The sequence below is a fragment of the Streptomyces sp. NPDC030021 genome (assembly GCF_055574035.1).
This window is the reverse complement of record NZ_JBVIAH010000037.1, coordinates 27881-52424: the sequence shown is the minus strand read 5'-3', so window position 1 is coordinate 52424 and position 24544 is coordinate 27881. Positions and strand designations below refer to the sequence as shown.

Genomic DNA, 24544 nt, shown 5'->3' with positions numbered 1-24544 from the left:
CGGCTCGTACTGGACGTACTTGCGCGGTCCGACAACGCAGCGAGGTGCCGTGCCGGGCGTCGCAACCCGGTGAACCTTGCCGGTCACAGCACTAGACGCCCGCGCGCAGGGTTTCGGCGGGCAGGATGCGGGCGGCCGCCAGGGCCGGGTAGAGGCCTGCGGCCAGGCCCACCACGAGGCCGACCAGCGGGCCCGCGGTGGTGAGCGCGGGGTCGAGGACCACCAGCCAGTTCTTGGCCAGGCAGGTCACCGCCGTGATCTGGATGCCGAGCACCGTGCCCACCACACCGCCGGCCAGCCCGACCAGGCCGCTCTCGATGCAGAACTGGCCGGCGACCGCCCGCCGCGAGGCACCCAGGGCCCGGCGCAGGCCGATCTCGGAGCGCCGCTCCAGCACGGACACGTAGGCGGTGTTGCTGACGCCGAGCGCGCCCACACCGAGGGAGACGGCGGCCAGGCCCAGGAACAGGGCCCGGGTCTGCGACTCGACACCCCGGCGCAGGGACCGGGGGTCGGGCGGTACCAGCGCGACGAGCTTGTCCGGGGCGCCCGGGGCGAGGGCGAAGGGGGCCTCGTCGCCGACCTGGTCGGCGGCGCCCAGATCCGTACGAATGATCATTTCCGCGGGGGCGAAGCTCAGTCCCGCCGGGTCCTGCAGCGCGGCCCAGTACGGGATGACCACCGAGCCGGTGAGGTTCGTGTCGCCGGTGGGGGCGTGGAAGACACCGAGCACGGTGAAGGCGATCCCGTTGACGTGGATCACCGAGTTGCCCGCCCCGCCGTCCACGGTCAGCCGGGACGCGGCGGCCGTGTCGATCAGGGCCACCCGTTCGCGCCGGGCGTCGTGCCCCGTGTCGAACCAGCGGCCCTGCGTGAGCTCGGCCGACATGGCGAGCAGCGCTTCGGGCTGCGCGGCCATGACCGTGCTCTCGGGCAGGTCGTTCACCTTGCCGCCGGGCAGCCGCGAGACGGCCGGCTGCTCGCCGGCCCTGCTGACCAGACCGGCGCTGCGGACGCCGTTGAGGTCGCGCACCCGCTGGCTGTCGGCGCCGTCGGGCCGCGGCCGGACCCCGGCCACGGCCTCCGACGGGTACTTGACCGTCACCCGCGTCGCCTTGAGGGCGTCGAACTGGTCGGAGACGGCGCCGGCCGCGCTGGCCGTGATGCCGAGCGTGGCGAGGGCGGCGGCCAGCCCCACGGAGATGCCCACCATGGTGAGCAGCGTGCGGAACCGGCGGCCGAACAGCGCGAGGAACGCCTGGACGAGCAGATCCGCCGCCGACGTACGGGGGTGCCCGGGCGGCCGGCCCGAAGCCCGTCTACGCGACACGGCCGTCCACCACCTTGAAGACGCGGTCGGCCCTGGCCGCGACGTCGGGTTCGTGGGTGACCACGACCACGGCCCGGTCCTGCGCGACCAGTCCGGCCAGCAGGTCCATGACGCGGGCCGAGTTGGCGGTGTCCAGGTTGCCGGTCGGCTCGTCGCACAGCACGACCGCGGGCCGGTGGACGATGGCCCGCGCGACCGCGACCCGCTGCCGTTCTCCGCCGGAGAGGGTGGTGGGCTTGACGTCGAGCCGGTGCCCGAGGCCCACGGACTCCAGCGCCCGCACGGCCTGCGGCCGCCGCTGGGCGCGCGGCACGCCCAGGTGCACCAGCGGCAGGGCCACGTTCTGCACGCAGGTCAGGTGCGGGACCAGGTGGAAGGCCTGGAAGACGAAGCCGAGCGTCGAGGCCCGCAGGGCGGTGCGGGCCCGTTCGGACAGGGCGGTGGTGTCGTTGCCCTGCAGCAGGTACCGGCCGCGGGTCGGGACGTCGAGCAGTCCGAGCACGCTCAGCAGCGTGGACTTCCCGGAGCCCGAGGGGCCGACGATGGCCGCGAGCCGGCCGGGCCGGATGTCGAGCGTGACGTCGGCCAGCGCGTGCACGGGCGGCGGTCCCGGATACGTCTTCGCTATGCCGGTCATCTCGATGACGGGGGCCGGATCGTCCTCAGTCATCGGTACCTCCCGAGGCGCCGCCGGATCCGCCGCCCGAGCCGCCGCCCGCCTGGCCTCCGCGGCGGACGAGGACGACCGTCTGGCCGGCGGCGAGGTTCTCGTCGAGCGCGTGGACCGCGCTGAGGCCCTCATGGGTGAACAGCACCTCGACCGGGATGTTCCGCTCCTTGCCGCCCTCGGTGACGGTGACCGTCGACGAGCCGCCGAGGTCGGTCCAGACGGCCGACACCGGGACGGTCAGCGCGCCCTTGGGGCTGCGCCGGAGTTCGACGCTGATCTGCTGGGTCGAACCCTCCTTGGCCTCCGCGCCGGTGGGCACGAACAGGGCCTCGTGCTGGCCGCCCGCGGTGCCGGAGCCGTTGCCGGCACCCGCGCCGTTACCCGCTCCCGTTCCCGCTCCCGTTCCCGCCGTGCCGACGGTGGCCGCGCCGTCCTGTCCCCCGCTCTTGCCCTGCTGGTCGCCGCTCTTGCCGTCCGAGGGGCTGTTGAGGGAGCCCAGGGTGCCTTCCCGGCCCTCGTACGGGCCGGTGCCGAAGCGGATGACCGCGTCGGCCGGCAGATCGCGCAGCTGCGTGCGCTGGTCCGGGCTGAGGGCGGCCCGCACCTGGCGGCCGCCGCTGCCGAGGACGGCGAGCGGCTTGTCGGCCGCGTCACCGACCGCCGCGGTGACCTGCACGACCGTGGCCGGCAGGGCGCTGACGTACGCGACCTCCGCGGTCGGCAGCAGCTCACCGGGCTTGGCCGGCCCGGCGGCGGGCGGCGTGTCCGGACCGCGGGCGGGCGGCGCGCTCGCGCCGCTCGTGCCGTTCGCGCCACTCGCGCCGGGGGCCGCCCCGGTGCCGCCGTCGGTCTCCGCGCCGCCCCGGGGAGCCGTGCCGCCTCCCGGGGACGCCCCGCCTCCGCGGGCCGTGCCGGAGGTGGAACCGCTGCCGCCGGTGGTGCTCTGCCCCTGCCCTGCGGGCGCCTCGTACCCGGCCGCCACGTACAGCTTGCGCACCGCCTCGACGGTGGCCGGGCCGTACGTGCCGTTCACCGCCGTCCCGTACAACGGCTGCAGCGCGCGCTGCAGTTGCTGCACGTCCGGCCCCTTGTCGCCCGCCTTCAGGTCCCGGTACGCGGGGAAGCGCCCCGGGAGCAGCAGGACCGGCCGGCCCGACACCTCCGCGACGACCGCCCCGGCCTTGAGGCTCTTGCCCGCGGCCGCGGGCAGGGCCGTCACGACCGCGCGGCTGGTGCCCTGCGGCTGGACGCCGGTGATGGTGGTGCGGGAGGCCGTCTCGACCTTCCCGGTCAGCTCCATCCGCTCGACGAGCTGCTGGTCGGAGACCTTCCCCGTGATCTGGGAGGGCGGGGGCGCGGCGGCGTTCGAGGCACGCTGCTCCGGGGTCCTGGCCTGGGAGGCGATCCACCAGACGGAACCGGAGCTGCCGAAAAGCACGACGACGGCGGCGGCGACGACCAGGCCCCGCCTGGACCTCTGCCGCGCACTCGTCGCGACCGCACCGGACGGCTGGGCCACCTGTGTCTCATCGGGGTGTTCGAGGCTCATGACAGTATTAGGACGTCTCTCGCAGTAGATCCTGGGCCTTGCCCTTGGCCTTCGTGATGAGTTCCAGCCACGCGGTGATCTCCGCTTCGTGCTTCACCAGCGAAGCGGCCGAGGCCTTGCTCTTGGCCTCCCGCGCCTTCGTGTTGAGACCGACCTTCGTGGCGCACCCGGCATCGGTGGTGGCCTGCTTGATCTCGGCACGCTGGGCGTTGTCGAGCGCCGCGGTGTCACCGTCGGGAATATTCGCGTAATGCGTGAGCGCCGATTCCCTGGCCTTCTCCGGAGTCGCGATTTCCGGATAGCCGCCGGACTTCATGCAGCCGGCCCACTCGGAGAGCGCTTTCTGATATCCGTCGTCATCGGCGAGGATATGCGCGCCGTTCTGCTTGACGCTGTTGTAGACCGTCCAGTTGAGCCGGAGGTATTCCTTCACGTCCCCGTACACGGCCTTGAGGGTTTCACCGCGGCAGCCCGTCGACGGCACCATGACCTTGCCGCCGCCGAAGTCGAACTCCACACCGCCCTCGGGCTTGTCGACGTACCCGTCCATGGCCATGCTGTGCGCCCGCTTGACGTCCTCGGGCAGCGCGTCGAAGTCGTCCGGGCCCTCCTGGGCCTTCTGGTTGTCCGACCTGCGCGGGTCCGCCCCGTAGCCCACGGTGCGCGCGGTCTCGGCCGACGGGGAGAGGTCCTCGCTGCGCTTCTTGCCGGTGTTCGTGGCGGAGCCGCTCGCCGGGAAGACCTTGAAGCCCTTGTCGTTCATGCACTTGCGGATCAGTTTGGACTCCGCGTCACGCTCCTGGTCCAGCGCCGCGTTGGCACTGTCGAGGGCCGTCTGCGCCCTGCGGGCCGTCTCCATGTCCTGCGGGGCTTCCTCCGAGCAGGCAGAGGCGGCTGCGCCCAGCAGCACCGTCACCGCGATCGCCGTCATACCCCGGGTGCGCTTCTTCAATGTCCGTGTCCTCTTGAAGGTGCGGCCGGGCCGCCTCCGCGACGCGGGGCGACCCGGCCTTCAGACGGTGATCAGCAGCCGTTGCCGTCGTTCAGGGTGTTGCTCGCGCCGTCGTCGTTGGCGTCCCAGTAGTAGTTCACGGAACCACCGGGGACGAGGCAGATCTCCACGCCCCACGACATCCAGCGGCCGCCGTAGGTCTTGGACGACTGACCGCGGCGGTTCCACCAGGAGCTGTCGGCCTCGTAGACGGCCGGCATGTCGATGTCCCAGCGGGCGGACTCGTACTTCGTCCGGTACATCGAGTTGTTCGTGCTGTAGTCGCTGTCCTTGTAGATGCAGAAGTTGCCGTCGTAACACGTACGGTCCACGGCCGCTGCGGACGGTGCCGCGGCGATGACGCCTGCCACGGCCGCCATCGCGATGAATCCGGCCGAAATCCTCTTACTGAGCACTCGTGACTCCCCCTTGTCGGGTGGTGACTGATGCAGTGAGAGGGCAGGGCAGCCGAAGCCCTTCCCCCCGGTCGGCTGAGGTCAGGCTAGGCCAAGCCCACCGGAAACAAAAGGTCAATTCGCTTTATCCAAGGGGCTGTTGGTGATTGGAATTGATCATTCACCGATCGATTCCCGAGGCGCGAATCCATCATTCCGGCGCACCGCCACCCCCTTGGGAAAAGGGGACGGCGCAGGTCAGCCCCACGGGCACCGGGCCGGGGCGGCGGAGCGGCGACGGAGCCGCGCCACCCGGATGCACTCGGTCCGGAAAAACCCCGAACACGACTTGAAAATCGACGCGTTCACGACCGGCGGCACGCCCGGGAGGCCGAAACCCGTGGAGTGGCCGCGCACGCCTCCGTAGGGTGGCCCGATGGAGACGCACGTACGGCTGGAGCCCTGGTCCGCCGGGGACTTCTGGCTGCTGGAGCGCAAGAACGAGCCGGCCATGACCCGGTTCCTGGGCGGCCCCGAGCCGGCCGCGAAGCTCGTCGACCGGCAGCGGCGCTACGAGGCCCTGAGCGCGCGGGAGCCGGCCGCCGGCCGGATGTTCCGCGTCGTGTGGATCCCGGCCGGGGAGGGCCCCGGCGCCGCCGGACGCACCGAGAGCGTCGGATCCGTCGGCTTCTGGGAGCGGGAGTGGCAGGGCGAGCCGGTCTACGAGTCCGGCTGGGGCATCCTGCCCGAGTTCCAGGGCCACGGGCTGGCCGTGGCGGCCCTCACCGAGCTCCTGGCGTACGTCCGCGCCCACGGCTCCCGCGACAGCGTCCACGCCTTCCCCGGTACCGACCACCCGACGTCCAACGCGGTGTGCCGGCGGGCCGGCTTCGAGTACCTGGGCGACGTCGACTTCGAGTACCCGCCCGGTGTGCCCCACCCGAGCTGCGACTGGCGCTACCGGGTGGGGCGTCCGCAGGGCGGCCTCACGCCGTCAGGATGATGCGGCCGCGGACCCCGGGCGTCCCGAGGTGGGCGTGCGCCTTCGCGGCCTCGCCGAGCGGGAAGGTGTCCGCGACCCGCAGGGTCAGCACGCCCGCGTCGACCAGGGCCACCAGGCGGGCCAGGTGCGCCCCGTCCGCCGCGACCTCCTGCTCCACGACCCGGACACCGCGCTCCGCGGCCGGGGCGTGGTTCGGGATCAGGCCCACGTAGACCCCGCCGTCGCGTACGGATCCCAGCGCGGCCTCGCCCAGCACCGCCGCGTCCAGGACCCCGTCCACGGGCCCGGCCGGAGCCGCGCCGCGCGGGACGAACCCGGTGGCGCCCAGGGACCGTACGAACTCCTCGTCCTCGGCGCCCGCCAGGGCCGTCACCTCCAGGCCGGCCTGCACCGCGAGCTGGACGGCCAGCCCGCCGACGACGCCCGCGGCTCCGGTGATCAGCACCGAGGAGCCGGGGGCGAGCCCCAGCAGGTCCACGGCGCGGGCGGCGGTGAGGCCGGCCAGCGGGAGCCCGGCCGCGGCCACCGCGTCCACGGCGACCGGGGCGGACGCGACGGCGGTGGCGTCGAGCACCACGTACTGCGCGTGCGTGCCCAGCGGCTTCACCGGCCCGTAGTGCAGGCCCACGACCCGGTCGCCGGTGCGCCGGCCGGTCACGCCGGCGCCGATCTCGTCGATCTCCCCGGACACGTCCCAGCCGAGGCCGAGCCGCTGCCCGGCGCCGCCGAAGATCCCGGCGCGGACCGCGCCGTCCACCGGGTTGAGCCCGGCGGCGGTGACCTTGACGCGGACCTGGCCGGCCGCGGGGCGGGGCACCGGGACCTCGGCCAGTTCGACCTGCTCCGGGCCGCCGAACCCGGTCACCACGGCCGCCAGCATCGTCTGCTCGCTCATCTTCATCTCTCCCGTTCGCCGATGCGCTCGTTCACTCGCTCGCTCGTTCGCGTGTTCGTGTGTTCGCGCGTTTCCGATGAGCACTAACTTAAGGAGAGGTACTCTCTTTTCGTAAGTACGCACTCGAAGGTGCGTACCCGACCCGGAAGTGGGTACCCATGGCCACCAGCACCGCCGCGGCCCGCCGCGAGGAAGCCCGTTTCGCCTACGACGCCTTCCTCAAGGAGTGCCCCACCGGCCAACTCCTGGCCCGCATCAGCGACAAGTGGGTCGGCCTCATCGTCAGCGCCCTCGGCCAGGCCGAGAACCGCTCCATGCGCTACAGCGACCTCGGCCGCAAGATCCCCGGCGTCAGCCAGAAGATGCTCACCCAGACCCTCCGCTCCCTCGAACGCGACGGCCTCGTCACCCGCACCGTCACCCCCACCGTCCCCGCCCGCGTCGACTACCGGCTCACCGACCTCGGCAGCAGCCTCGGCTGCCTCCTGTCCTCCGTGAAGCTCTGGGCCGAAAACCACTTCGACGAGGTCAGCACCCACCGCAACACCTACGACCAGGCCACCGCGACGTCATAATTCCGCCGCGGCCACCGCCCCGGAAATGGCATGCTGGGCAGGTGAACGGACCCGGCATTCAGCTCACCCTCGCCCCCGAACTGCGCCTCTTCGCCCCGCCCAGCCGGCGCGCCGAACGCGTACCGACCACCACCGACGGCGCCTCCAGCCTCGGCCACGTCGTCGAATCGGCCGGCGTCCCGCTCACCGAAGTCGGCCGCCTCCTCGTCGACGGCCACGAGGTACCCGTCTCCTACGTGCCCCAGGACGGCCAGAACGTCGAGGTGTACGGCGTCGAGCGGCCCCAACAGGTCCCCGGCGCCCCGCTCCGCTTCCTCCTCGACGTCCACCTCGGCACCCTCGCCCGCCGCCTGCGCCTGCTCGGCGTCGACGCCGCCTACGAGAACGAGGACATCGGCGACCCCGCCCTCGCCACCCGCTCCGCGGCCGAACGGCGCGTACTGCTCTCCCGCGACCGCGGACTGCTGCGCCGCCGCGAGCTGTTCGCCGGCGCGTACATCTACAGCGACAACCCCGACGAGCAACTGCGCGACGTACTGGGCCGGTTCGCGCCCACCCTCGCGCCGTGGACCCGCTGCACCGCCTGCAACGGCCCGCTCCACGAGGCCGACAAGGAAAGCGTCGGCGACCGCCTGGAACACGGCACGCACCGCTCCTACGACGTGTTCGCCCAGTGCACCGAGTGCGAGCGCGTCTACTGGCGCGGCGCCCACCACGCCCGCCTGGAACGGATCGTCGACGAGGCCCTCGTGGAGTTCGGCACCGCCTGAGCCGCGTCCGGGCGGGCGGACGGCCCGGGCGGGGCCGGGCCGGGCCGGCGTTCCAGGTCGGGCGGACCTAGAACGCGTAGGCGTCGCCCGTGTCCAGCGCCAGCACCACGTGCTCGTTGTTGGCGTGGTTCCGGTCCGTCGCACCGCCGTTCCACCACGTGTCGACCCGCACCGCCACCTCCGGCACCCGCTCCCGCAGCTCCAGCCTCAGCCCGATGTGCCGCCCCCGCCCGTGCAGCGGCAGCGGTCCCGTCTCGCACACCACCTCGCGCAGACCCGCCCGCGCACAGCCCTCCGACAGCTCCTGCCGGTCCGCGAGCTCCGCCGACAGCCGCACCCGCACCGTCGCGTTCGGCAGCGCGGCGGGCCCGTCGTTCTCCGGGACCAGCCAGATCCGCAGCCGCGCCCCGGACAGGGCCACCCGGCCGTGGTAGGCCACATCGGCCTCCGGCCCGTCCCCCGTCGACGCCTGCGCCGACCCGGGAACACCCGCGCCGAGCGCCAGCAAACCCGCCACCACCACACTTCGTACGGCACCACGGCGCACCGACACCACCTCCTCGCGCGGAGGCTAGCCACCCGCACCCCCGACCGGTCGGACCATCACACGAACGAGGGCGCGCCCACCCCCATCTGCCGTGCGTACCTTTGAGCCATGCCGATCACCCTCCTTGCCCGCTCCGCCGCCCTCTTCCTCCTCGCCGCACTCCTGGAGATCGGCGGCGCCTGGCTCGTCTGGCAGGGCGTCCGCGCCCACAAGGGCTGGGCGTGGATCGGCGCCGGGGTGATCGCCCTCGGCCTCTACGGCTTCGTCGCCACCCTCCAGCCCCAGGGCGACTTCGCCCGCGTCCTCGCCGCCTACGGCGGAGTCTTCGTCGCCGGGTCCCTCGTGTGGGGCGTCGTCGCCGACGGCTACCGCCCCGACCGCTGGGACATCACCGGAGCCCTGGTCTGCCTCGCCGGCATGGCCGTGATCATGTACGCCCCGCGCGGCCGCTGAGCCGCGCCTATGCTGGCGGGTAATCGCCCGTACGAACGACCGAGGAGCCCGCACATGAGCACGGCCGCCACCCGAACCGCCGTAGTCACCGGCGCGAGCAGCGGCATCGGCGCGGCCACCGCCCGACAGCTCGCCGCAGCCGGCTACCACGTCGTCCTCACCGCCCGCCGCAAGGACCGCATCGAAGCCCTCGCCGCCGAGCTCACCGAGGCCGGCCACCAGGCCACCGCGCACGCCCTCGACGTCACCGACCGCACCGCCGTCGACGCCTTCGCCGCCTCCCTGGCCCGCTGTGACGTGCTCGTGAACAACGCCGGCGGCGCCATCGGAGCCGAGCCCGTCGCCACCGGCGACCCCGCCGACTGGCGCACGATGTACGAGGTCAACGTCATCGGCACCCTCCACGTCACCCAGGCCCTGCTCCCCGCCCTCACCGCCTCCGGCGACGGCACGGTCGTGGTCCTCTCCTCCACCGCCGGCCACTCCACGTACGAGGGCGGAGCCGGCTACGTCGCCGCCAAGAACGGCGCCCGCGTCCTCGCCGAGACCCTGCGCCTGGAGATCGTCGGCCAGCCCGTACGCGTCATCGAGATCGCCCCCGGCATGGTCAAGACCGAGGAGTTCGCGAAGACCCGCTTCCGCGGCGACGCGGAGAAGGCCGAGAAGGTCTACGCGGGCGTCGCCGAACCCCTCTCCGCCGACGACGTGGCCGACACCATCACATGGGCGGTGACCCGCCCCAGCCACGTCAACATCGACCTCCTGGTGGTCCGCCCCCGCGCCCAGGCCTCGAACACCAAGGTCCACCGCGATCTCTAAAGAACCCCCGCCGCCTTCAGGTGCGGCATCAGGGCCGCCGGCTTCAGCCCGGCGGCCCTCGCCGCGTCCAGGGCCCGCTGGAGGTCCGCCGCCAGCGTCGGCGTGAAGTGCAGCAGCACGATGTCCCCGGCCTGCAGCCGCGGCGTGGGCGGCGTCTCGCCCCAGGTGGTGAAATCGTGCGTCCAGGTGATCAGCGCCTTCACCCCGCACGCCTTGGCCGCGAGCCGCACGTCGTCGTTCACCGCCCCGTACGGCGGCCGCAGCAGCTTCGGCGTCCGCCCGAAGGCCGCCTGGAGCTGCTCCCCGGCCCCGCACACCTCGGCGTCCTTGCCGGCGGCGTCGAGCGTGGTGAGGTCCGGGTGGCTGACGGTGTGGTTCTCGACGCCGGCCCGCCCCTCCTCCATGAGCCGGGTGAAGTACCCGGTGTCGTACGAGGCCGCCCCGGGCAGCAGGAACAACGAGGCGGGCACCCGCTTCTCCAGCAGGATCCGGGCCGCGGCCGGATCGTGGATCCAGCCGTCGTCGATGGTGATGAAGACGACCTTCTCCCGGGTCGGCACATGCGACACGACGCGCGGCAGCCCCGTCCGCGCCTGGGCCGACCCGGCGGCCCCGAGGGCGAGTGACAACGACGTGAGCGCGGCGGTGAGCACGCGGGATCTCCACATGCGGCACATTTTGGTCTAGACCATTTTGCCGGTCAATCCCCTTACATCAAGCGGAAGTTGATGTCCCGCACCCCTGAGGCCCGTACGGGTGAATGCACAGACGGCGACGCACCCCAGGGGCACCGCCAGTTCGGCGCAATGTGAAATTCCGTCACACGTTCGAGCGATCATCGGGAGATCGGCCAGGCCCACCAGGAATCCGCACCTAAGTTCAGCCGCAGCACGAACGGCCCCCGACCGGGATGGCAGTCCCGGACGAGGGCCTCACCAACAGGGAAGAAAGGACTTCCTCATGGCTGAACAGGACCCTAGCGCCGCCGCGCGCTTCATGGACCTCCAGGACCCGCGCTACGCGTACATGTTCGGCTTCATCCAGGCCGACGGGCATCTCGCCGCGGGAGCAGGGCAGAAGGGCAGGCTGACTGTCGAGATCAACGAGCGAGACATCCACATCCTGCGCGACTTCCAGGCCCTCACCCCGTACTACAGCTCCATCACCGAGCGCACCCGGGCGACCAACTTCGCCGCGTCTCACAACTCGGCGACGTGGAGTCTCTGCTCGCTCGAAGCCCGGAGCACGCTCAACGAACTCGGAATCCCCTATGGACGCAAGTCCATGACGATCAAGCCGCCCCGCGTGGAGTTCTCTCGCCGCGACTACCTTCGCGGCGTCATCGACGCCGACGGCTCCGTCGGCTACACGAGCCAGGGCCTTCCGTTCGTCTCGCTCACCACTGCCAGCACGGCAGTAGGCGCCTACTTGTGCCACTTCGCGAGAACGGTCACAGGGGCGGAGCGAACCATCAAGCGCAACGCCCGGGACGGCATCTACAACATCCTCTACACCAAGGAACCGGCGATGGAGCTGGCCGGGCACCTGTACTACGACGGCTGCCTGGGCCTGGAGCGCAAGAAGGCCAAGGCAGCCGAAATGCGCGACTGGGTCCGGCCGGCGGACATGCGGGTCGCTCCGCCCCGCCGACGCTGGACCCCGAAGGACGACGAGGTCCTCCTGCAGTTGAACGACCCCGCGGCGGCCGGGGTCGCTCTCGACAGGACCGAGCAGAGTTGCTCGATGCGCCTCTGGCGCCTGCGCACCGGCAAGGCCTGACGAAACGACATGGAGGAGCCTGGACCGATCACGATCGGTCCAGGCTCCTCCATTCCCCCGACAGCCGCATGCAGGCGTCAGCCCTTGATGCAAACGACCTGCCTCAGCTTGGCCACGACCTCCACCAGGTCGCGCTGCTGCTGCATGACCTGCTCGATCGGCTTGTACGCCGCCGGAATCTCGTCTACGACGCCTGAGTCCTTGCGGCACTCGACACCGCGGGTCTGCTCCGCCAGGTCGCGCGCGGAGAACCGCTTCTTCGCCGCCGTACGGCTCATCTTCCGGCCCGCGCCGTGCGAGGCCGAGTTGAACGCGGCCGTATTGCCGAGGCCCTTCACGATGTACGTGCCCGTCGCCATCGAGCCGGGGATGATCCCGTAGTCACCGCTCCCGGCGCGGATCGCGCCCTTGCGGGTGACCAGCAGGTCCATGCCGTCGTACCGCTCCTCCGCCACGTAGTTGTGGTGGCAGCTGATCTCCGGGTCGAAGGAGACCTTCGCCTTGCGGAATTCCCGGCGCAGGACCTCCTTGAACAGGCTCATCATCACTGCGCGGTTGTACTTGGCGTACTCCTGCGCCCAGTAGAGGTCGTGCCGGTACGCAGCCATCTCCGGGGTTGCCGCAAGGAACACCGCGAGATCCCGGTCAATCAGCCCCTGGTTGTGCGAGAGACCCCGCGCGATACCGATGTGGTGCTCGGCCAGCTGGTTGCCGATGCCACGGGATCCCGAGTGCAGTGTCAGCCACACCGCCCCCTCGCTATCGAAATTCAGTTCGATATGATGGTTTCCCTGCCCAAGGGTTCCCATTTGCCGCATCGCCCGGTCCCGCCGGAACTTCACCGCATCCGCGACGTAGTCGAAGCGCTCCCACAGATCCCCGAAGCCTGCCTCCGTGAACCCGTACAGCCGCGACGGGTCCACCGCCTCGCGGTGCATCCCCGCCCCCACCGGAATCGCGCGCTCGATCTTCGACCGCAGCCCCGACAGGTCCCCCGGCAGGTCGTTCGCCGTCAGGGACGTCTTCACCGCCGACATTCCGCAGCCGATGTCCACGCCCACCGCCGCCGGGCAGACCGCGTCCTTCATGGCGATCACCGAGCCGACGGTGGCTCCCTTGCCGTAGTGGACGTCCGGCATGACGGCCAGGCCCTTGATCCAGGGGAGGGTGGCGACGTTGTGCAGCTGCTGCATCGCGCTGTCCTCGACCGACGCCGGGTCGGTCCACATCCGGATCGGGACCTTCGCCCCCGGTACCTCTACATACGACATAAGGAATCAATCCCCCGAAAACCACAGAAAAGTCAGAATGCGCAAAAGCCTCGCTCTTGATCCCAAATACGACAGGGGACCGGCGCCAGCACCAGCGTGTGCGATAGACATTGTGTCCAGCCGCGCCCAAGTCGCGGCAACGCATTTTCCTGACCGTCGGGGGGCCCGCCGGTCGAAGGGAGCCAGTGGACGTGCAGCGCAAGGCGGTACGGCGGCGAGTCCTGCCAGGCATCGCGATGCTCACCGCGCTCGCGGCCGGGGCGGCCGGCCTGACCGGGTGCACCAGCGGGAGCGAAGGCGGAAGCACCAGCGACTCGAAGGCCGGCGGCAGCTCCGCCGCGCCCGCCCAACCGGGGAAGTACCGCAGTCTGCCCGCGCCCTGCAAGGCCGGCGCCGACAGCAAGAAGCTCAAGGGCATGCTCCCGGCCGGGGACAGCCTCACCCCCGAGCAGCGCGACCAGATGTACGCCGGTGTCGCGGACGCCTCGTACGACGGCGACCGGCACGTCGGCTGCCGCTGGAGCGGGCAGAGCCCCGAGGAGACACGGCTCCTGTCGGTCGGCTTCGAGCGCGTGGTCTCGTACGACCGGACGGCCGCCAGCGACGACGACAAGGCCAAGCAGGTCTACGTACGCCGGCTCACCGACGCGAAGCTGCCCTTCCCCGGCCCGACCGCGAGCCCCACCCCGGCGGCGCCCACGCCCGCCGCGCCCACCCCGGCGGCCCCGGTCCAGGGCACGCCCGCCTCCGGGACGCCGGCGTCCCCCGGCGCGAGCCCGTCGGCGCCGGTCGAGCTCGGATCGCGCGTCCTGGAAGACCTCGGCAGCGACGCCTTCCTGGAGGACAAGCTCAGTCCCGCCGGGGCCAGCGCCGCGCAGTCCCGCACCGTGCGCATTGTGTTCCGTACCTCGAACGTCATCGTCACCATCGAGTACAGCGTGCAGCCCGCACTGCCCGGCACGGTCCCGCCGAGCACCGAAACCCAGGCCAAGGCACGGCAGTTGGCGCAGGCCCTGGCGGAGCGTTTCAGCGAATGAGCGGTGCGCGCCATGGTCTCGCGTGACGGCGCGCACAGCAGGCGGGTACCCGGTCGGGCTACCGTTGCCCGGGTCCCGCGTCCGAAGAACAACCGACAAACGTACTGAAGGAACCATGCACCGATCAGCCTCGCGCCTCACCCGCGTTCTCGCCTGCGCAGCCGTCCCGGTGATCCTCACCGTCGCCGGGTGTTCGTCCGACTCGGGCAAGGACACGAGCTCGAACGGCGAGAAGAAGTCCGGTTCGTCCTCGTCGGCCAAGCCCAACCCGAAGTCCTCCAAGGTCCTGGAGAAGGCGGCGTTCGCCACGCTTCCCGACCCCTGCAAGGCGCTGGCGACGGCGACGATAGACACGCTCGTCCCGGAGGCGAAGGACAAGAACGGGACGGCGACGAAGTCGAACGACCTGGCCACCCGTGCCAGCTGCTCCTGGAACGGTCTGGACGAGGACGGTCTGAAGGGCTCGCAGTACCGCTGGCTCTCGCTCTCCTTCTTCCGCTACGACTCCCACGCCACCCTCGGCGACGCCAACAAGCGTGCGGAGGAGCAGTACAACAAGGAGGTCGGGACGGCGAAGACCGAGGAGGGCGCGCAGGACCCGCAGACGGAGGCGGTGGCCGGGATCGGCGACCAGGCGACGTCGGTGATCTACAAGGCGAAGAAGGACGTCGACTCCTTCAACACCTCGATCGTGGCGCGCGCCCAGAACGTGGTCGTCCGGCTCGACTACAACGGTGCCGCGTACGAGGGGGCCGGTGCGCCGGATCACGCGAAGCTGCTGCAGGACGCGATCACGGCGGCCAAGGAGGCCGTGGCCTCGGTGGGCGCGGCCAACAAGGCGTCGGCGGAGCAGCCGCAGTCCCCGCAGCCCCAGTAGGGATGAGCGCGGGGGCCGGCTGGGACGGGTGCGGGGCGGGGCCTCCTGGCACGCTGACATCGAGTCACCCGTACGCTGTGCCTGCCGCAGCTCGGTAAAGGTGCGGTAAGTGCCCAGTACTCAGCACCAGCACTCTGCGCTCGGTATGTGCTCGACAAGGGGAGGGGATCGCGGGTGGCCGCGATGCAACTGACTCGTACGCACCGGATACTCATAGGCGTGGTGGTCGCGGGTGCCGTGGTCATCGCGGGGATCGGGTTCGCGGGCTCGTACTCCGCGGTGCGTGCCCTCGCCCTGCAGAAGGGGTTCGGCAGCTTCTCGCTGGTGTTCCCGATCGGTATCGACGCGGGCATCTGTGTCCTGCTCGCGCTGGACCTGCTGCTGACGTGGCTCCGGATCCCCTTCCCCCTGCTGCGGCAGACGGCGTGGCTGCTGACGGCCGCGACGATCGCCTTCAACGGTGCGGCCTCGTGGCCGGATCCGCTCGGTGTCGGGATGCACGCCGTGATCCCGATGCTGTTCGTGGTGACGGTGGAGGCCGCCCGGCACGCCGTGGGCCGGATCGCGGACATCACCGCGGACCGGCACATGGAGGGTGTGCGCATCACGCGGTGGCTGCTGTCGCCGATACCGACCTTCAAGCTGTGGCGCCGGATGAAGCTGTGGGAGCTGCGCTCCTACGAGCAGGCGGTCGGTATGGAGCAGGACCGGCTGATCTACCAGGCCCGGCTGCAGGCGCGGTACGGGCGTTCGTGGCGGCGGAAGGCTCCGGTGGAGGCGCTGATGCCGCTGAAGCTGGCCAAGATCGGTGTGCCGCTCGCGGAGACGACCGCGGAGGCGCTGGCGGCGACGGGCATCGAGCCGGCGGTGCTGCCGCCCGTGGAGCAGCAGGTCCTGCAGCAGGCCCAGCAGGAGCTCCAGCAGGCCCCGGCGCTGGCGGCCGCGCCCGGGCTCGCGCAGCAGGCCGGGCAGCCTCAGCAGGCCGCCCAGCAGGCCCAGCAGCTGCAGAACCCGGCCGGTGCACCCGGTGCACCGGGTGTTCCCGGGGCTGTCCAGCAGACCCCGCCGCCCTTCGCGGTGGACCCGACGGCCATGCCCGCGGCTCACAACAGCGCCTGGTTCGCCGCGCCGCTGGCGCCGCAGGCGGCGTACGAGGGCGGCTACAACCCCCAGTACGTGGAGGGCCTGGAGCCGACCCCGGTCCTGCCGCCGATGGGTCCGGACGAGGAGCAGTCCGCGCAGCAGGAGCTCTCCATCCCGGGTCCGCGCCAGGAGGAGGCCCCGGCCGAGGGTCCCGAGACGCCTGACGAGGCCGAGTTCGGCGAGGCGGCGTACAAGGTGTTCTGCGCGCTGGTCGACGAGAAGCAGGACTACCCGTCGGCGGAGGCCCTCGACATACACCTGTCGGACGGTTACGGCGTGACCCACCCGCGCAGCGGTTCGCTGCTGCGCCGGATGATCCCGGCGTTCAAGCAGCGCTACCACAAGGACCGTGAGGCCGAGCACATCGCCTGACGGTCACGGACAGCGGAAAGGGCCCGCACCTCTCGGGGTGCGGGCCCTTCCACGTGCCGGGTCGGCCGGGTCGGCCGGGGCAGCCGGGTCAGACGGCGAGCAGCTTGCGCACGCGGTCGGCGCCCACCGCCAGCAGCAGCGTGGGCAGGCGCGGTCCGGTCTCCCGGGTCACGAGGAGCCGGTAGAGCAGCGCGAAGAACGTGCGCTGCGCGACCTTGAGTTCCGGCGTCGGCTTGGCGTCGGGCTCCAGGCCGGCCATGACCTTCGGGACGCCGTAGACGAGCGTGGTCAGCCCGTCGAGGGACCAGTGCGAGTCCAGCCCGTCGAGGAGCAGTCGCAGCGACTCGCGGCCCTCGTCGTCCAGGGACGACAGCAGTTCGGTGTCGGCCTCCTCGCGTACGAGGGTGCGCTGGTCGGCCGGGACCTGGGTGGTGATCCAGTTCTCGGCGCGGTCCAGGCGCGGCCGTACCTCGTCGAGGGAGGTGAGCGGCTGCGTCGGGTCGAGGTCGGTCAGGATGCGCAGGGTCTGCTCGTCGTGGCCGGCGGTGATGTCCGCGACGGAGGCGAGCGTGCGGTACGGGAGCGGGCGCGGGGTGCGCGGCAGCTCGGCGGCGGCGGTGCGCACGGCGCGGGTGTGCGCGGCGGCGTCGGCGGGCAGCACGGAGCCGTCGGCGACCTTGGCCTCCAGCTTGTCCCACTCGTCGTAGAGCCGCTGGATCTCCTGGTCGAAGGCGATCTTGAAGGACTGGTTGGGGCGGCGGCGGGCGTAGAGCCAGCGCAGGAGCTGCGGCTCCATGATCTTCAGCGCGTCGGCCGGGGTGGGGACCCCGCCCTTGCTGGAGGACATCTTGGCCATGCCGCTGATGCCGACGAACGCGTACATCGGTCCGATCGGCTGCTCGCCGCCGAAGATGTGCACGATCTGGCCGCCGACCTGGAAGGACGAGCCGGGCGAGGAGTGGTCGACGCCGGAGGGCTCGAAGATCACGCCCTCGTAGGCCCAGCGCATCGGCCAGTCGACCTTCCAGACCAGCTTGCCGCGGTTGAACTCGCTGAGCTTGACCGTCTCGGTGAACTCGTCCTCGGTGCAGACGTAGGTCATCTCGGTGGTCTCGTCGTCGTACGAGGTGACCTTGGTGAAGTCCTTGCCGCACTGGCCGCAGTACGGCTTGTACGGGAAGTACCCGCCCTCGCCGGTGCTGCCGTCGTCCTCATCGGCCGCGCCGGAGCCCTCGGCGGCCTCCAGCTCGGCCTCGTCGACCTGCTTCTGCTGGGGCTTCTTGCCGCCCGGCTTCTGCTTGGTGCGGTACTGGTCGAGGACCGCGTCGATGTCGCCGCGGTGCTTCATCGCGAACAGCACCTGCTCGCGGTAGACACCGGTGGTGTACTGCTCGGTCTGGCTGATCGGGTCGTACTCGACGCCCATCTCGGCCAGTGCCTCGACGAAGGCGGCCTTGAAGTGCTCGGCCCAGTTCGGGTACGCGGACCCGGCGGGGGCGGGCACGGCGGTCAGCGGCTTGCCGATGTGCTGGGCCCACGACTCGTCGATGCCGGGCACGCCCGCGGGCACCTTCCGGTACCGGTCGTAGTCGTCCCAGGAGATGAGGTGGCGGACCTCGATGCCCCGGCGGCGGATCTCGTCCGCGACCAGGTGCGGGGTCATGACCTCGCGGAGGTTGCCCAGGTGGATGGGGCCGGAGGGGGAGAGTCCGGACGCGACGACGACAGGTTTGCCGGGTGCTCGGCGCTCCGCCTCGGCGATGACCTCGTCCGCGAAACGGGAGACCCAGTCGGTCTCGGTGCTGCTCTGAGCCACGACACGTCCTTCTATCTCGAATGCTGGCTTCAGCCATTCTCCCAGACGGAACGGGTCGCTCTGAGGTTGCTTTTCCTCCGGGAAACGGGTTGCCCCCTCGTGGGATACTCGGCACTTGTCGGAACAACCAAGTGCACCCACCGGCACAACCTCACAGGAACGGCAGCTCATGGCCTCGGTCCCTTCCCTCGCTTCTTCCGTCAATCAGCGCGTCGCGGACGCCCTTGCCTCCGCCCTGCCGGAGGCCGGTGGCGCGGACCCGCTGCTGCGACGAAGCGACCGGGCCGACTTCCAGGCCAACGGCATCCTGGCGCTCGCGAAGAAGGCCAAGGCCAATCCGCGCGAGCTGGCGGCGACCGTGGTCGAGGGCATCCCGACGGGTGACCTGATCCAGGAGATCGAGGTCTCGGGCCCCGGCTTCCTCAACATCACCATCACCGACCGGGCGATCATCGAGACCCTGGCCGCGCGGGCCGGCGACGACCGTCTGGGTGTGCCGCTCGCGGCCAACCCGGGCACCACGGTGATCGACTACGCGCAGCCGAACGTCGCCAAGGAGATGCACGTCGGCCACCTGCGGTCCGCCGTGATCGGCGCCGCGATGGTCGAGATCCTGGAGTTCACGGGCGAGAAGGTGATCCGCCGCCACCACATCGGCGACTGGGGCACCCAGTTCGGCATGCTCATCCAGTACCTGCTGGAGCACCCGCACGAGCTGGACCACAAGTCGGACGAGGAGGTGTCCGGCGAGGAGGCCATGTCCAACCTGAACCGGCTCTACAAGGCCTCGCGCGCGCTCTTCGACTCCGACGAGGAGTTCAAGACGCGGGCCCGGGCGCGGGTGGTCGACCTCCAGGCCGGCGACGCGCAGACCCTCGCCCTGTGGCAGCGGTTCGTCGACGAGTCGAAGATCTACTTCTACTCCGTCTTCAACAAGCTGGACATGGACATCCAGGACCCCGACGTGGTCGGTGAGTCCGGCTACAACGACATGCTGGTCGAGACGTGCAAGCTGCTGGAGGACTCGGGCGTCGCCGTCCGCTCCAACGGCGCGCTCTGCGTGTTCTTCGACGACGTCAAGGGCCAGGACGGCAACCCGACCCCGCTGATCGTGCAGAAGTCTGACGGCGGCTTCGGCTACGCCGCGACCGACCTCTCCGCGATCCGCGACCGGGTGGGCGAGCTGGACGCGACGACCCTGATCTACGTGGTGGACGCGCGGCAGTCCCTGCACTTCAAGATGGTCTTCGAGACGGCGCGCCGGGCGGGCTGGCTGAACGACGAGGTCAAGGCCGTGCAGCTGGCCTTCGGCACGGTGCTCGGCAAGGACGGCAAGCCGTTCAAGACCCGTGAGGGCGAGACGGTCCGGCTGGTGGACCTGCTCGACGAGGCGGTGGAGCGGGCCGCCACCGTCGTGCGCGAGAAGGCCAAGGAGCTGAGCGAGGAAGAGATCGCCGAGCGCGCGGCCCAGGTCGGCATCGGCGCGGTGAAGTACGCGGACCTGTCGACGTCGGCGGCCCGTGACTACAAGTTCGACCTCGACCAGATGGTGTCGCTGACCGGTGACACCTCCGTGTACCTCCAGTACGCGTACGCCCGTATCCAGTCGATCCTCCGCAAGTCCGGGGACGCGCGGCCCGCGGCCCGCGCTGAGCTGGCGCTCGCCCCGTCCGAGCGGGCACTGGGTCTGCACCTGGACCAGTTCGGCGAGCTGATCGCCGAGGCGGCATCGGAGCACGCCCCGCACAAGGTCGCGGCGTACCTCTACCAGCTGGCGTCGCTGTACACGACGTTCTACGCGGAGTGCCCGGTCCTCAAGGCCGACACCGCGGAGCAGGTCGAGAACCGCCTCTTCCTGTGCGACCTGACGGCCCGCACCCTGAACAAGGGCATGGCCCTCCTCGGCATCCGCACCCCCGAGAAGCTCTGACCTCTCTCGATCCGCACGACCGCACAACCCGCGCCAAATGCGTACGGCCCCGGCAGCTGCTGCTGGGGTCGTACGCATTTCGTGATCTCCGCGGCCTTCACGATCCAGCCACCCCCATTAATCTGATCGTGTTCAAAACTTAGTGGGGGGACATCTGTGAAGAGCATCAAGCGCATGGCCGCCGTGGCCGCGGTGGCCGTGGCCGGCCCGACCATCCTGACCGCGACGCCCGCGATGGCCGCCGATCAGCCGGCCGTCATCGTCCCGGACGTGGCACCGAAGGACGACGCCGCCGACGCCGGTACGCCGGCCCCGGCCGTGCCGGACGCCCAGGCCCCGGCCCCGGCGTCGGTCCCCGCACCTGCGCCGGCCGTCCCGGCCGCCCAGGCGCCCGCGCCGCAGCCGGCGCCCGTCGCCGAGAAGGCCGCGAAGGACACCAAGAGCGACGAGGACACGCAGGGCGCCGAGTCCGACGGGATCCTCATGGGTCCCGAGGTCACGGTCGCGGGCATCCCGAAGGACGGTTTCAAGGCCGACGGCGGCTGGACCCCGCTGAAGGTGACGGTCGACAACTCGGGCCACATCGCCGTCCCGAACTACACGCCGAGCGTGACCGTCTACGAGGAGGACGGCAAGTTCAAGCCCTCGCAGATCAAGGTCGAGTGGAAGACCGCCGGCGGAACCTGGCAGGCCGCCAAGCTCGTGCAGAGCGAGGAGCTCGGCCCCGGCCTCCAGTACGCCTTCGGGACGGCCCCGTCCGTCACCAAGGACACCTCCTACACGGTCGACGTGCGGATCTCCTTCGCCGCGGACAGCCCGGTGGTGCCCTTCGACCTGGCCTCGGACGGCAAGAGCCGCGTCGGGAACCACGTCAACCACTCGCCCTCCACCTGGTACAACACCCGGATCGCCGGTGCGGTCGGCGGACCCGAGGACCCGTTCGTCGAAGGCCCCGCGCTGACGGTGAACGGCGTACCGGAGAGCATCAAGGCGGGCGGTGACTGGACGAACCTGTCCGTCCACGTGGACAACGCCGGGAAGCAGGCCCTGAAGGGATTCAACGTCGGGCTGGTCATGGCCCGTCCCGACTGGGTCAAGATGAAGCCCTCCCAGATCAAGGTCGAGGTCCTGAGCAAGGACAAGAACGGCAAGGCCGGCTGGCACGAGGCCGAGGTCTGGTCCGAGGAGGAGAGCGTCTTCTTCGGCATCGATCTCGCGGGCGGCCCGGTCGCGGCCGGCCAGAGCTTCGACGTCCAGGTCCGGATCCGCTTCGCCGCCGACGCGCCCCTCGGCGCCGTCAGCATCTTCTCCTGGGGCTCGTCCCAGGTCGGCCCGGACACCCCGGAGCCGTGGGCGGACTCGCGTTCCAAGGCCCGCCTGACGAACATCGTCGCCGCCTCCCCGGACACGGGCGGGAACGGCAACCAGCCGAAGCCGAACGGTGGCGCCAAGCCGATCACCGACACGACCGGCAACCCGGGCACCACCGCCACCACTGGTGGCGAGCTCGCCGCCACCGGCAGCGACCCGGCCACCACCTGGGCCCTCGGCGGCGCCGGCGTGGCCCTCGCGATGGGCGCCGCCCTGGTCGCGGGCACCGGTCGCCGCCGCCGCACCACCGCCTGAGGCCTGAGGCACAGCCCGCGCTCGCCCGTACGGCCCGATTCGGGCCGTACGGGCCGGGTAGGGGGACGACCCCCTCCTTCCCCCACCCACCACCCTCAGAGGCACAGGCCGAAGCTCAGGCCGTGCCGCAGGCCGGTCCCACCGTCGCATTGGATCGCGTCCCACTCCGGCGGGACCCCGATCTGGTGGTCCGACTTCCGGCCGGGCCGCCCAGTGGACCCGGACTCCGGCGAGTGCCACCCGCGCCCGAACCACCTCTCCCCGTAGCGCGCCCGGCGGGTCGTGGGACCGTACATATTTCGCAATCCTGTATCCCTCTGCAAGCCTCTCCCGTCTCACTAACCTTGGCGCCTCCCAAGGGGTTTGGGGTGGCTCCGGTCTGATGTCCGGAGCCCGGGGAGGTAAAGAGCATGCAGTTCAAGCGCATGGCCGTCGTGGCAGCAGCCGCGGTGGCCGGCCAGACGCTCCTGATCGCCGCACCGGCGGTGGCCGAGGAGCATCCGGCGGTGACCGTGCCGGACGCGGTACCCGCGGACACCGCCGGACCGGCGGAGGCAGCGCCGCAGGAGCAGGCCGGGGGCAAGGAACAGGAACAGGAACAGGCCGAGGACACCGGCCCGCAGCAGCCCGCCGTGCAGGCCGTGGCCGCACCGGCGGCACCGGAAGCACCGGAAGCACCCACCGTCCCGGCCGCGTCCGAGGCACAGCCGCAACCACAGCCACGAACGCAGGCGCAGGCGCAGACACAGGAGCTGCCCGAGGCCGTCGAGGACGAGCAGGACACCGGGTCCGACCGGATCCTGATGGGGCCCGAGGTCACGGTCCAGGGCATCCCCGCGGACGGCTTCAAGGCCGACGGCAGCTGGACCCCGCTCACCGTGACCGTCGACAACTCGGGCCATGTCGCCGTGGCGGACTACACCCCGGTGCTGGGCGTCTCGCAGGCCGCCGGACAGTTCGGGCCCGCCCACATCAAGGTCGAGTACCGCACCGCAGGCGGGCCGTGGACGGCCGCCGGGCCGGCCCGGACCACGGCCCCCACGCTCGGCTACGCCCTCGGCAGCGCCGCCGCGGTCCCCGTCGGCGAGGTCCGGACCATCGACGTCCGGATCAGCTTCGCCGCGGACACCCCTGTCGTCCCGTTCGACCTGACGGCGGACGGCACGGGCCGGGTCGGGACGGCCACCGGCAGCTCCCCCACCTCCTCGTACGCGACCAGGATCGCGGGCGCGCCCGGTGGCGACGAGGACCCGCTGTTCACCGACGGTCCCGCTCTGACCGTGAGCGGAGTCCCGGAATCGGTACGTGCGGGCGGCGACTGGACGGACCTCTCCGTCCGGGTGGACAACGCGGGGAAGGGTGAGCTGGCCGCCTTCGACCTGGGACTGGTCCTGGCCCGGCCCGACTTCGTCTCCATGCAGGTCTCGCAGATCGCGGTCGAGGTCCTGCGGCCGGCCGCGGACGGACAGCCGGCGGCCTGGCAGCCCGTCGAGATCACCTCGGACGAGGACGGCTACTTCTTCGCGGGCGGGCTCGTGCGCGGCCCGATCGGCGCGGGTGCGGCCTTCGACGTCCCGGTCCGCGTCCGCTTCTCCGCCGATGCCCCGACCGGCTCGGTCTCCTTCTTCGGCTGGGGCACGTCCCAGGTCGACGCGGAAACACCCCCACCCTGGGCCGGCTCCCGCTCGAAGCGCCAACTCACCACCCTCCTGGCACCGGCCACCACCCCGAGCGAAGGCACTCCGGGAAGCGGCACTCCGGGAAGCGGCACCCCAGGCGGGGGCACTCCGGGCGCGGAAACCCCCGGCGGAGGCACCCCAGGCGGGGGCACTCCGGGAGGCGGAACCCCCGGCGCCGAGACCCCGGGCGGAGGCACACCCGGAGGCGGCACCCCAGGCGGGGACACCCCGGGAGGCGGAACCCCCGGCGGAGGCACACCCGGAGGCGGAACCCCAGGCGGGGGAACCCCCGGAGGGGGCAACCCAGGCGCCGAGACCCCGGGCGGAGGCACCCCGGGCAGCGGAACCCCCGGAGCGGAGACCCCGGGCAGCGGAACCCCAGGCAGCGGCACACCCGACGGAGGCACCCCAGGCAGCGGCACACCAGGCGGGGACACCCCTGGAGGGGGCAACCCAGGCGCCGAGACCCCGGGCGGAGGCACACCCGGAGGCAGCACCCCGGGCGCGGAGACCCCGGGCAGCGGATCCCCAGGCAGCGGCACACCAGGCGGGGGAACCCCCGGAGGCGGCAACCCAGGCACGGAGACCCCGGGCGCGGGCAACCCGGGCGGGGGCACCTCAGGCTCGGAGACCCCCGGCGGAGGCACCCCGGGCAGCGGAACCCCGGGCGGCAGCCCCGCAGGGGAAACGCCCGGTGGAGGAATCCCGGGCGGGGAGACTCCCGGAGGGGGTACCCCGGGTGGTGCACCCGGTGGCAACGTGCCCCAGCCGAGCGGCGGCAACGGCACCGGCACCGGCATTGTCCCCACCAGCGTCAGCGGCAACGCCCTCGCCGCCACCGGCGCCGACCCGGCCACCAGCTGGGTCCTGGGCGGGGCAGGGACGGCCTTGGCCCTGGGCGCCGCCCTGATCGCCGGCACCGGCCGTCACCGCCGCCGCCGCACCGACTGACGCCCCGCCCGGTTTCACCCGTACGGCCCGATTCGGGCCGTACGGGCCGGGTAGGGGACGGCCCGT

22 protein-coding genes are annotated in these 24544 nt (G+C 71.6%); 12 read left to right on the top strand and 10 right to left on the bottom strand.

Going from position 1 to position 24544, the window contains the following annotated elements:
- Positions 1-91: 91 nt before the first annotated feature.
- From ACZ4YL_RS39930 to ACZ4YL_RS39910, 5 genes are all read right to left on the bottom strand, one after another.
- A complete protein-coding gene (locus ACZ4YL_RS39930) occupies positions 92-1330 on the bottom strand; it encodes an ABC transporter permease (protein WP_468123294.1) in 1239 nt (412 codons plus the stop codon).
- Positions 1320-2000 (bottom strand): ABC transporter ATP-binding protein, encoded by a 681-nt coding sequence (locus tag ACZ4YL_RS39925; protein WP_468123293.1) that lies wholly within the window; start codon positions 1998-2000, stop codon positions 1320-1322. Before ACZ4YL_RS39925 ends, ACZ4YL_RS39930 begins: the two co-directional genes overlap by 11 nt.
- Positions 1993-3549, bottom strand: a complete 1557-nt coding sequence (locus ACZ4YL_RS39920; protein WP_468123292.1) for a peptidoglycan-binding domain-containing protein — start codon at positions 3547-3549, stop codon at positions 1993-1995. The genes ACZ4YL_RS39925 and ACZ4YL_RS39920 overlap by 8 nt, the downstream gene beginning before the upstream one ends.
- A gap of 7 nt (positions 3550-3556) precedes the next feature.
- On the bottom strand, positions 3557-4480 hold the full coding sequence (locus tag ACZ4YL_RS39915) for a hypothetical protein (protein ID WP_468123290.1): 924 nt from the start codon (positions 4478-4480) through the stop codon (positions 3557-3559).
- 92 nt (positions 4481-4572) lie between these two features.
- The gene (locus ACZ4YL_RS39910) at positions 4573-4956 is read right to left on the bottom strand and encodes a hypothetical protein (RefSeq protein ID WP_468123288.1); all 384 of its coding nucleotides are present in this window, start codon (positions 4954-4956) and stop codon (positions 4573-4575) included.
- 415 nt (positions 4957-5371) lie between these two features.
- On the opposite strand from ACZ4YL_RS39910, the gene ACZ4YL_RS39905 reads away from it, so the two are divergent.
- A complete protein-coding gene (locus tag ACZ4YL_RS39905; RefSeq protein ID WP_468123286.1) occupies positions 5372-5938 on the top strand; it encodes a GNAT family N-acetyltransferase in 567 nt (188 codons plus the stop codon).
- Here the strand turns inward: ACZ4YL_RS39905 and ACZ4YL_RS39900 are convergent.
- Positions 5922-6818 carry an NADP-dependent oxidoreductase gene (locus ACZ4YL_RS39900; protein ID WP_468123301.1) on the bottom strand — a complete coding sequence of 299 codons (897 nt, stop codon included), beginning with the start codon at positions 6816-6818 and terminating at the stop codon, positions 5922-5924. The two genes, ACZ4YL_RS39905 and ACZ4YL_RS39900, sit on opposite strands and share 17 nt — an antisense overlap.
- Positions 6819-6991: 173 nt before the next feature.
- Between ACZ4YL_RS39900 and ACZ4YL_RS39895 the strand changes: the two genes are divergently transcribed.
- Both ACZ4YL_RS39895 and ACZ4YL_RS39890 read left to right on the top strand, forming a co-directional pair.
- The gene (locus ACZ4YL_RS39895; protein WP_468123284.1) at positions 6992-7408 is read left to right on the top strand and encodes a winged helix-turn-helix transcriptional regulator; all 417 of its coding nucleotides are present in this window, start codon (positions 6992-6994) and stop codon (positions 7406-7408) included.
- Between the two features lie 41 nt (positions 7409-7449).
- On the top strand, positions 7450-8178 hold the full coding sequence (locus tag ACZ4YL_RS39890) for a Mut7-C RNAse domain-containing protein (RefSeq protein ID WP_468123282.1): 729 nt from the start codon (positions 7450-7452) through the stop codon (positions 8176-8178).
- A 67-nt stretch (positions 8179-8245) separates the two neighbouring features.
- Here the strand turns inward: ACZ4YL_RS39890 and ACZ4YL_RS39885 are convergent, their stop codons facing one another.
- Positions 8246-8695, bottom strand: coding sequence for a hypothetical protein (locus tag ACZ4YL_RS39885; RefSeq protein ID WP_468123280.1), 450 nt, complete (start codon positions 8693-8695; stop codon positions 8246-8248).
- A gap of 138 nt (positions 8696-8833) precedes the next feature.
- Here ACZ4YL_RS39885 and ACZ4YL_RS39880 point away from each other — a divergent pair, with 138 nt between their 5' ends.
- Positions 8834-9178 carry a YnfA family protein gene (locus tag ACZ4YL_RS39880; RefSeq protein WP_030757909.1) on the top strand — a complete coding sequence of 115 codons (345 nt, stop codon included), beginning with the start codon at positions 8834-8836 and terminating at the stop codon, positions 9176-9178.
- Positions 9179-9232: 54 nt separating this feature from the next.
- Positions 9233-9997, top strand: coding sequence for an SDR family NAD(P)-dependent oxidoreductase (locus tag ACZ4YL_RS39875; RefSeq protein ID WP_468123278.1), 765 nt, complete (start codon positions 9233-9235; stop codon positions 9995-9997).
- On the opposite strand, the gene ACZ4YL_RS39870 is transcribed toward ACZ4YL_RS39875, so the two are convergent.
- Complete coding sequence (locus ACZ4YL_RS39870) at positions 9994-10665, bottom strand: polysaccharide deacetylase family protein (protein ID WP_468123276.1); 672 nt, start codon at positions 10663-10665, stop codon at positions 9994-9996. The two genes, ACZ4YL_RS39875 and ACZ4YL_RS39870, sit on opposite strands and share 4 nt — an antisense overlap.
- A gap of 292 nt (positions 10666-10957) precedes the next feature.
- On the opposite strand from ACZ4YL_RS39870, the gene ACZ4YL_RS39865 reads away from it, so the two are divergent.
- Positions 10958-11776 (top strand): hypothetical protein, encoded by an 819-nt coding sequence (locus ACZ4YL_RS39865; protein WP_468123275.1) that lies wholly within the window; start codon positions 10958-10960, stop codon positions 11774-11776.
- Positions 11777-11853: 77 nt separating this feature from the next.
- On the opposite strand, the gene ACZ4YL_RS39860 is transcribed toward ACZ4YL_RS39865, so the two are convergent.
- A complete protein-coding gene (locus ACZ4YL_RS39860; RefSeq protein WP_468123273.1) occupies positions 11854-13047 on the bottom strand; it encodes an RtcB family protein in 1194 nt (397 codons plus the stop codon).
- Between the two features lie 191 nt (positions 13048-13238).
- On the opposite strand from ACZ4YL_RS39860, the gene ACZ4YL_RS39855 reads away from it, so the two are divergent.
- From ACZ4YL_RS39855 to ACZ4YL_RS39845, 3 genes are all read left to right on the top strand, one after another.
- On the top strand, positions 13239-14084 hold the full coding sequence (locus ACZ4YL_RS39855) for a DUF3558 domain-containing protein (protein ID WP_468123272.1): 846 nt from the start codon (positions 13239-13241) through the stop codon (positions 14082-14084).
- Positions 14085-14199: 115 nt separating this feature from the next.
- On the top strand, positions 14200-14961 hold the full coding sequence (locus ACZ4YL_RS39850) for a DUF3558 family protein (protein ID WP_468123270.1): 762 nt from the start codon (positions 14200-14202) through the stop codon (positions 14959-14961).
- Between the two features lie 183 nt (positions 14962-15144).
- Complete coding sequence (locus tag ACZ4YL_RS39845; RefSeq protein WP_468123268.1) at positions 15145-16476, top strand: DUF2637 domain-containing protein; 1332 nt, start codon at positions 15145-15147, stop codon at positions 16474-16476.
- An 88-nt stretch (positions 16477-16564) separates the two neighbouring features.
- On the opposite strand, the gene lysS is transcribed toward ACZ4YL_RS39845, so the two are convergent.
- Complete coding sequence (gene lysS, locus ACZ4YL_RS39840) at positions 16565-18292, bottom strand: lysine--tRNA ligase (protein ID WP_468123267.1); 1728 nt, start codon at positions 18290-18292, stop codon at positions 16565-16567.
- Positions 18293-18461: 169 nt separating this feature from the next.
- Here lysS and argS point away from each other — a divergent pair, with 169 nt between their 5' ends.
- The 3 genes from argS to ACZ4YL_RS39825 all read left to right on the top strand — a co-directional run bounded on the left by argS (position 18462) and on the right by ACZ4YL_RS39825 (position 24478).
- The gene (gene argS / locus ACZ4YL_RS39835; protein ID WP_468123265.1) at positions 18462-20222 is read left to right on the top strand and encodes an arginine--tRNA ligase; all 1761 of its coding nucleotides are present in this window, start codon (positions 18462-18464) and stop codon (positions 20220-20222) included.
- A 156-nt stretch (positions 20223-20378) separates the two neighbouring features.
- Positions 20379-21848, top strand: coding sequence for a hypothetical protein (locus ACZ4YL_RS39830; RefSeq protein WP_468123263.1), 1470 nt, complete (start codon positions 20379-20381; stop codon positions 21846-21848).
- 410 nt (positions 21849-22258) lie between these two features.
- On the top strand, positions 22259-24478 hold the full coding sequence (locus ACZ4YL_RS39825; RefSeq protein ID WP_468123262.1) for a hypothetical protein: 2220 nt from the start codon (positions 22259-22261) through the stop codon (positions 24476-24478).
- Positions 24479-24544: the final 66 nt, after the last annotated feature.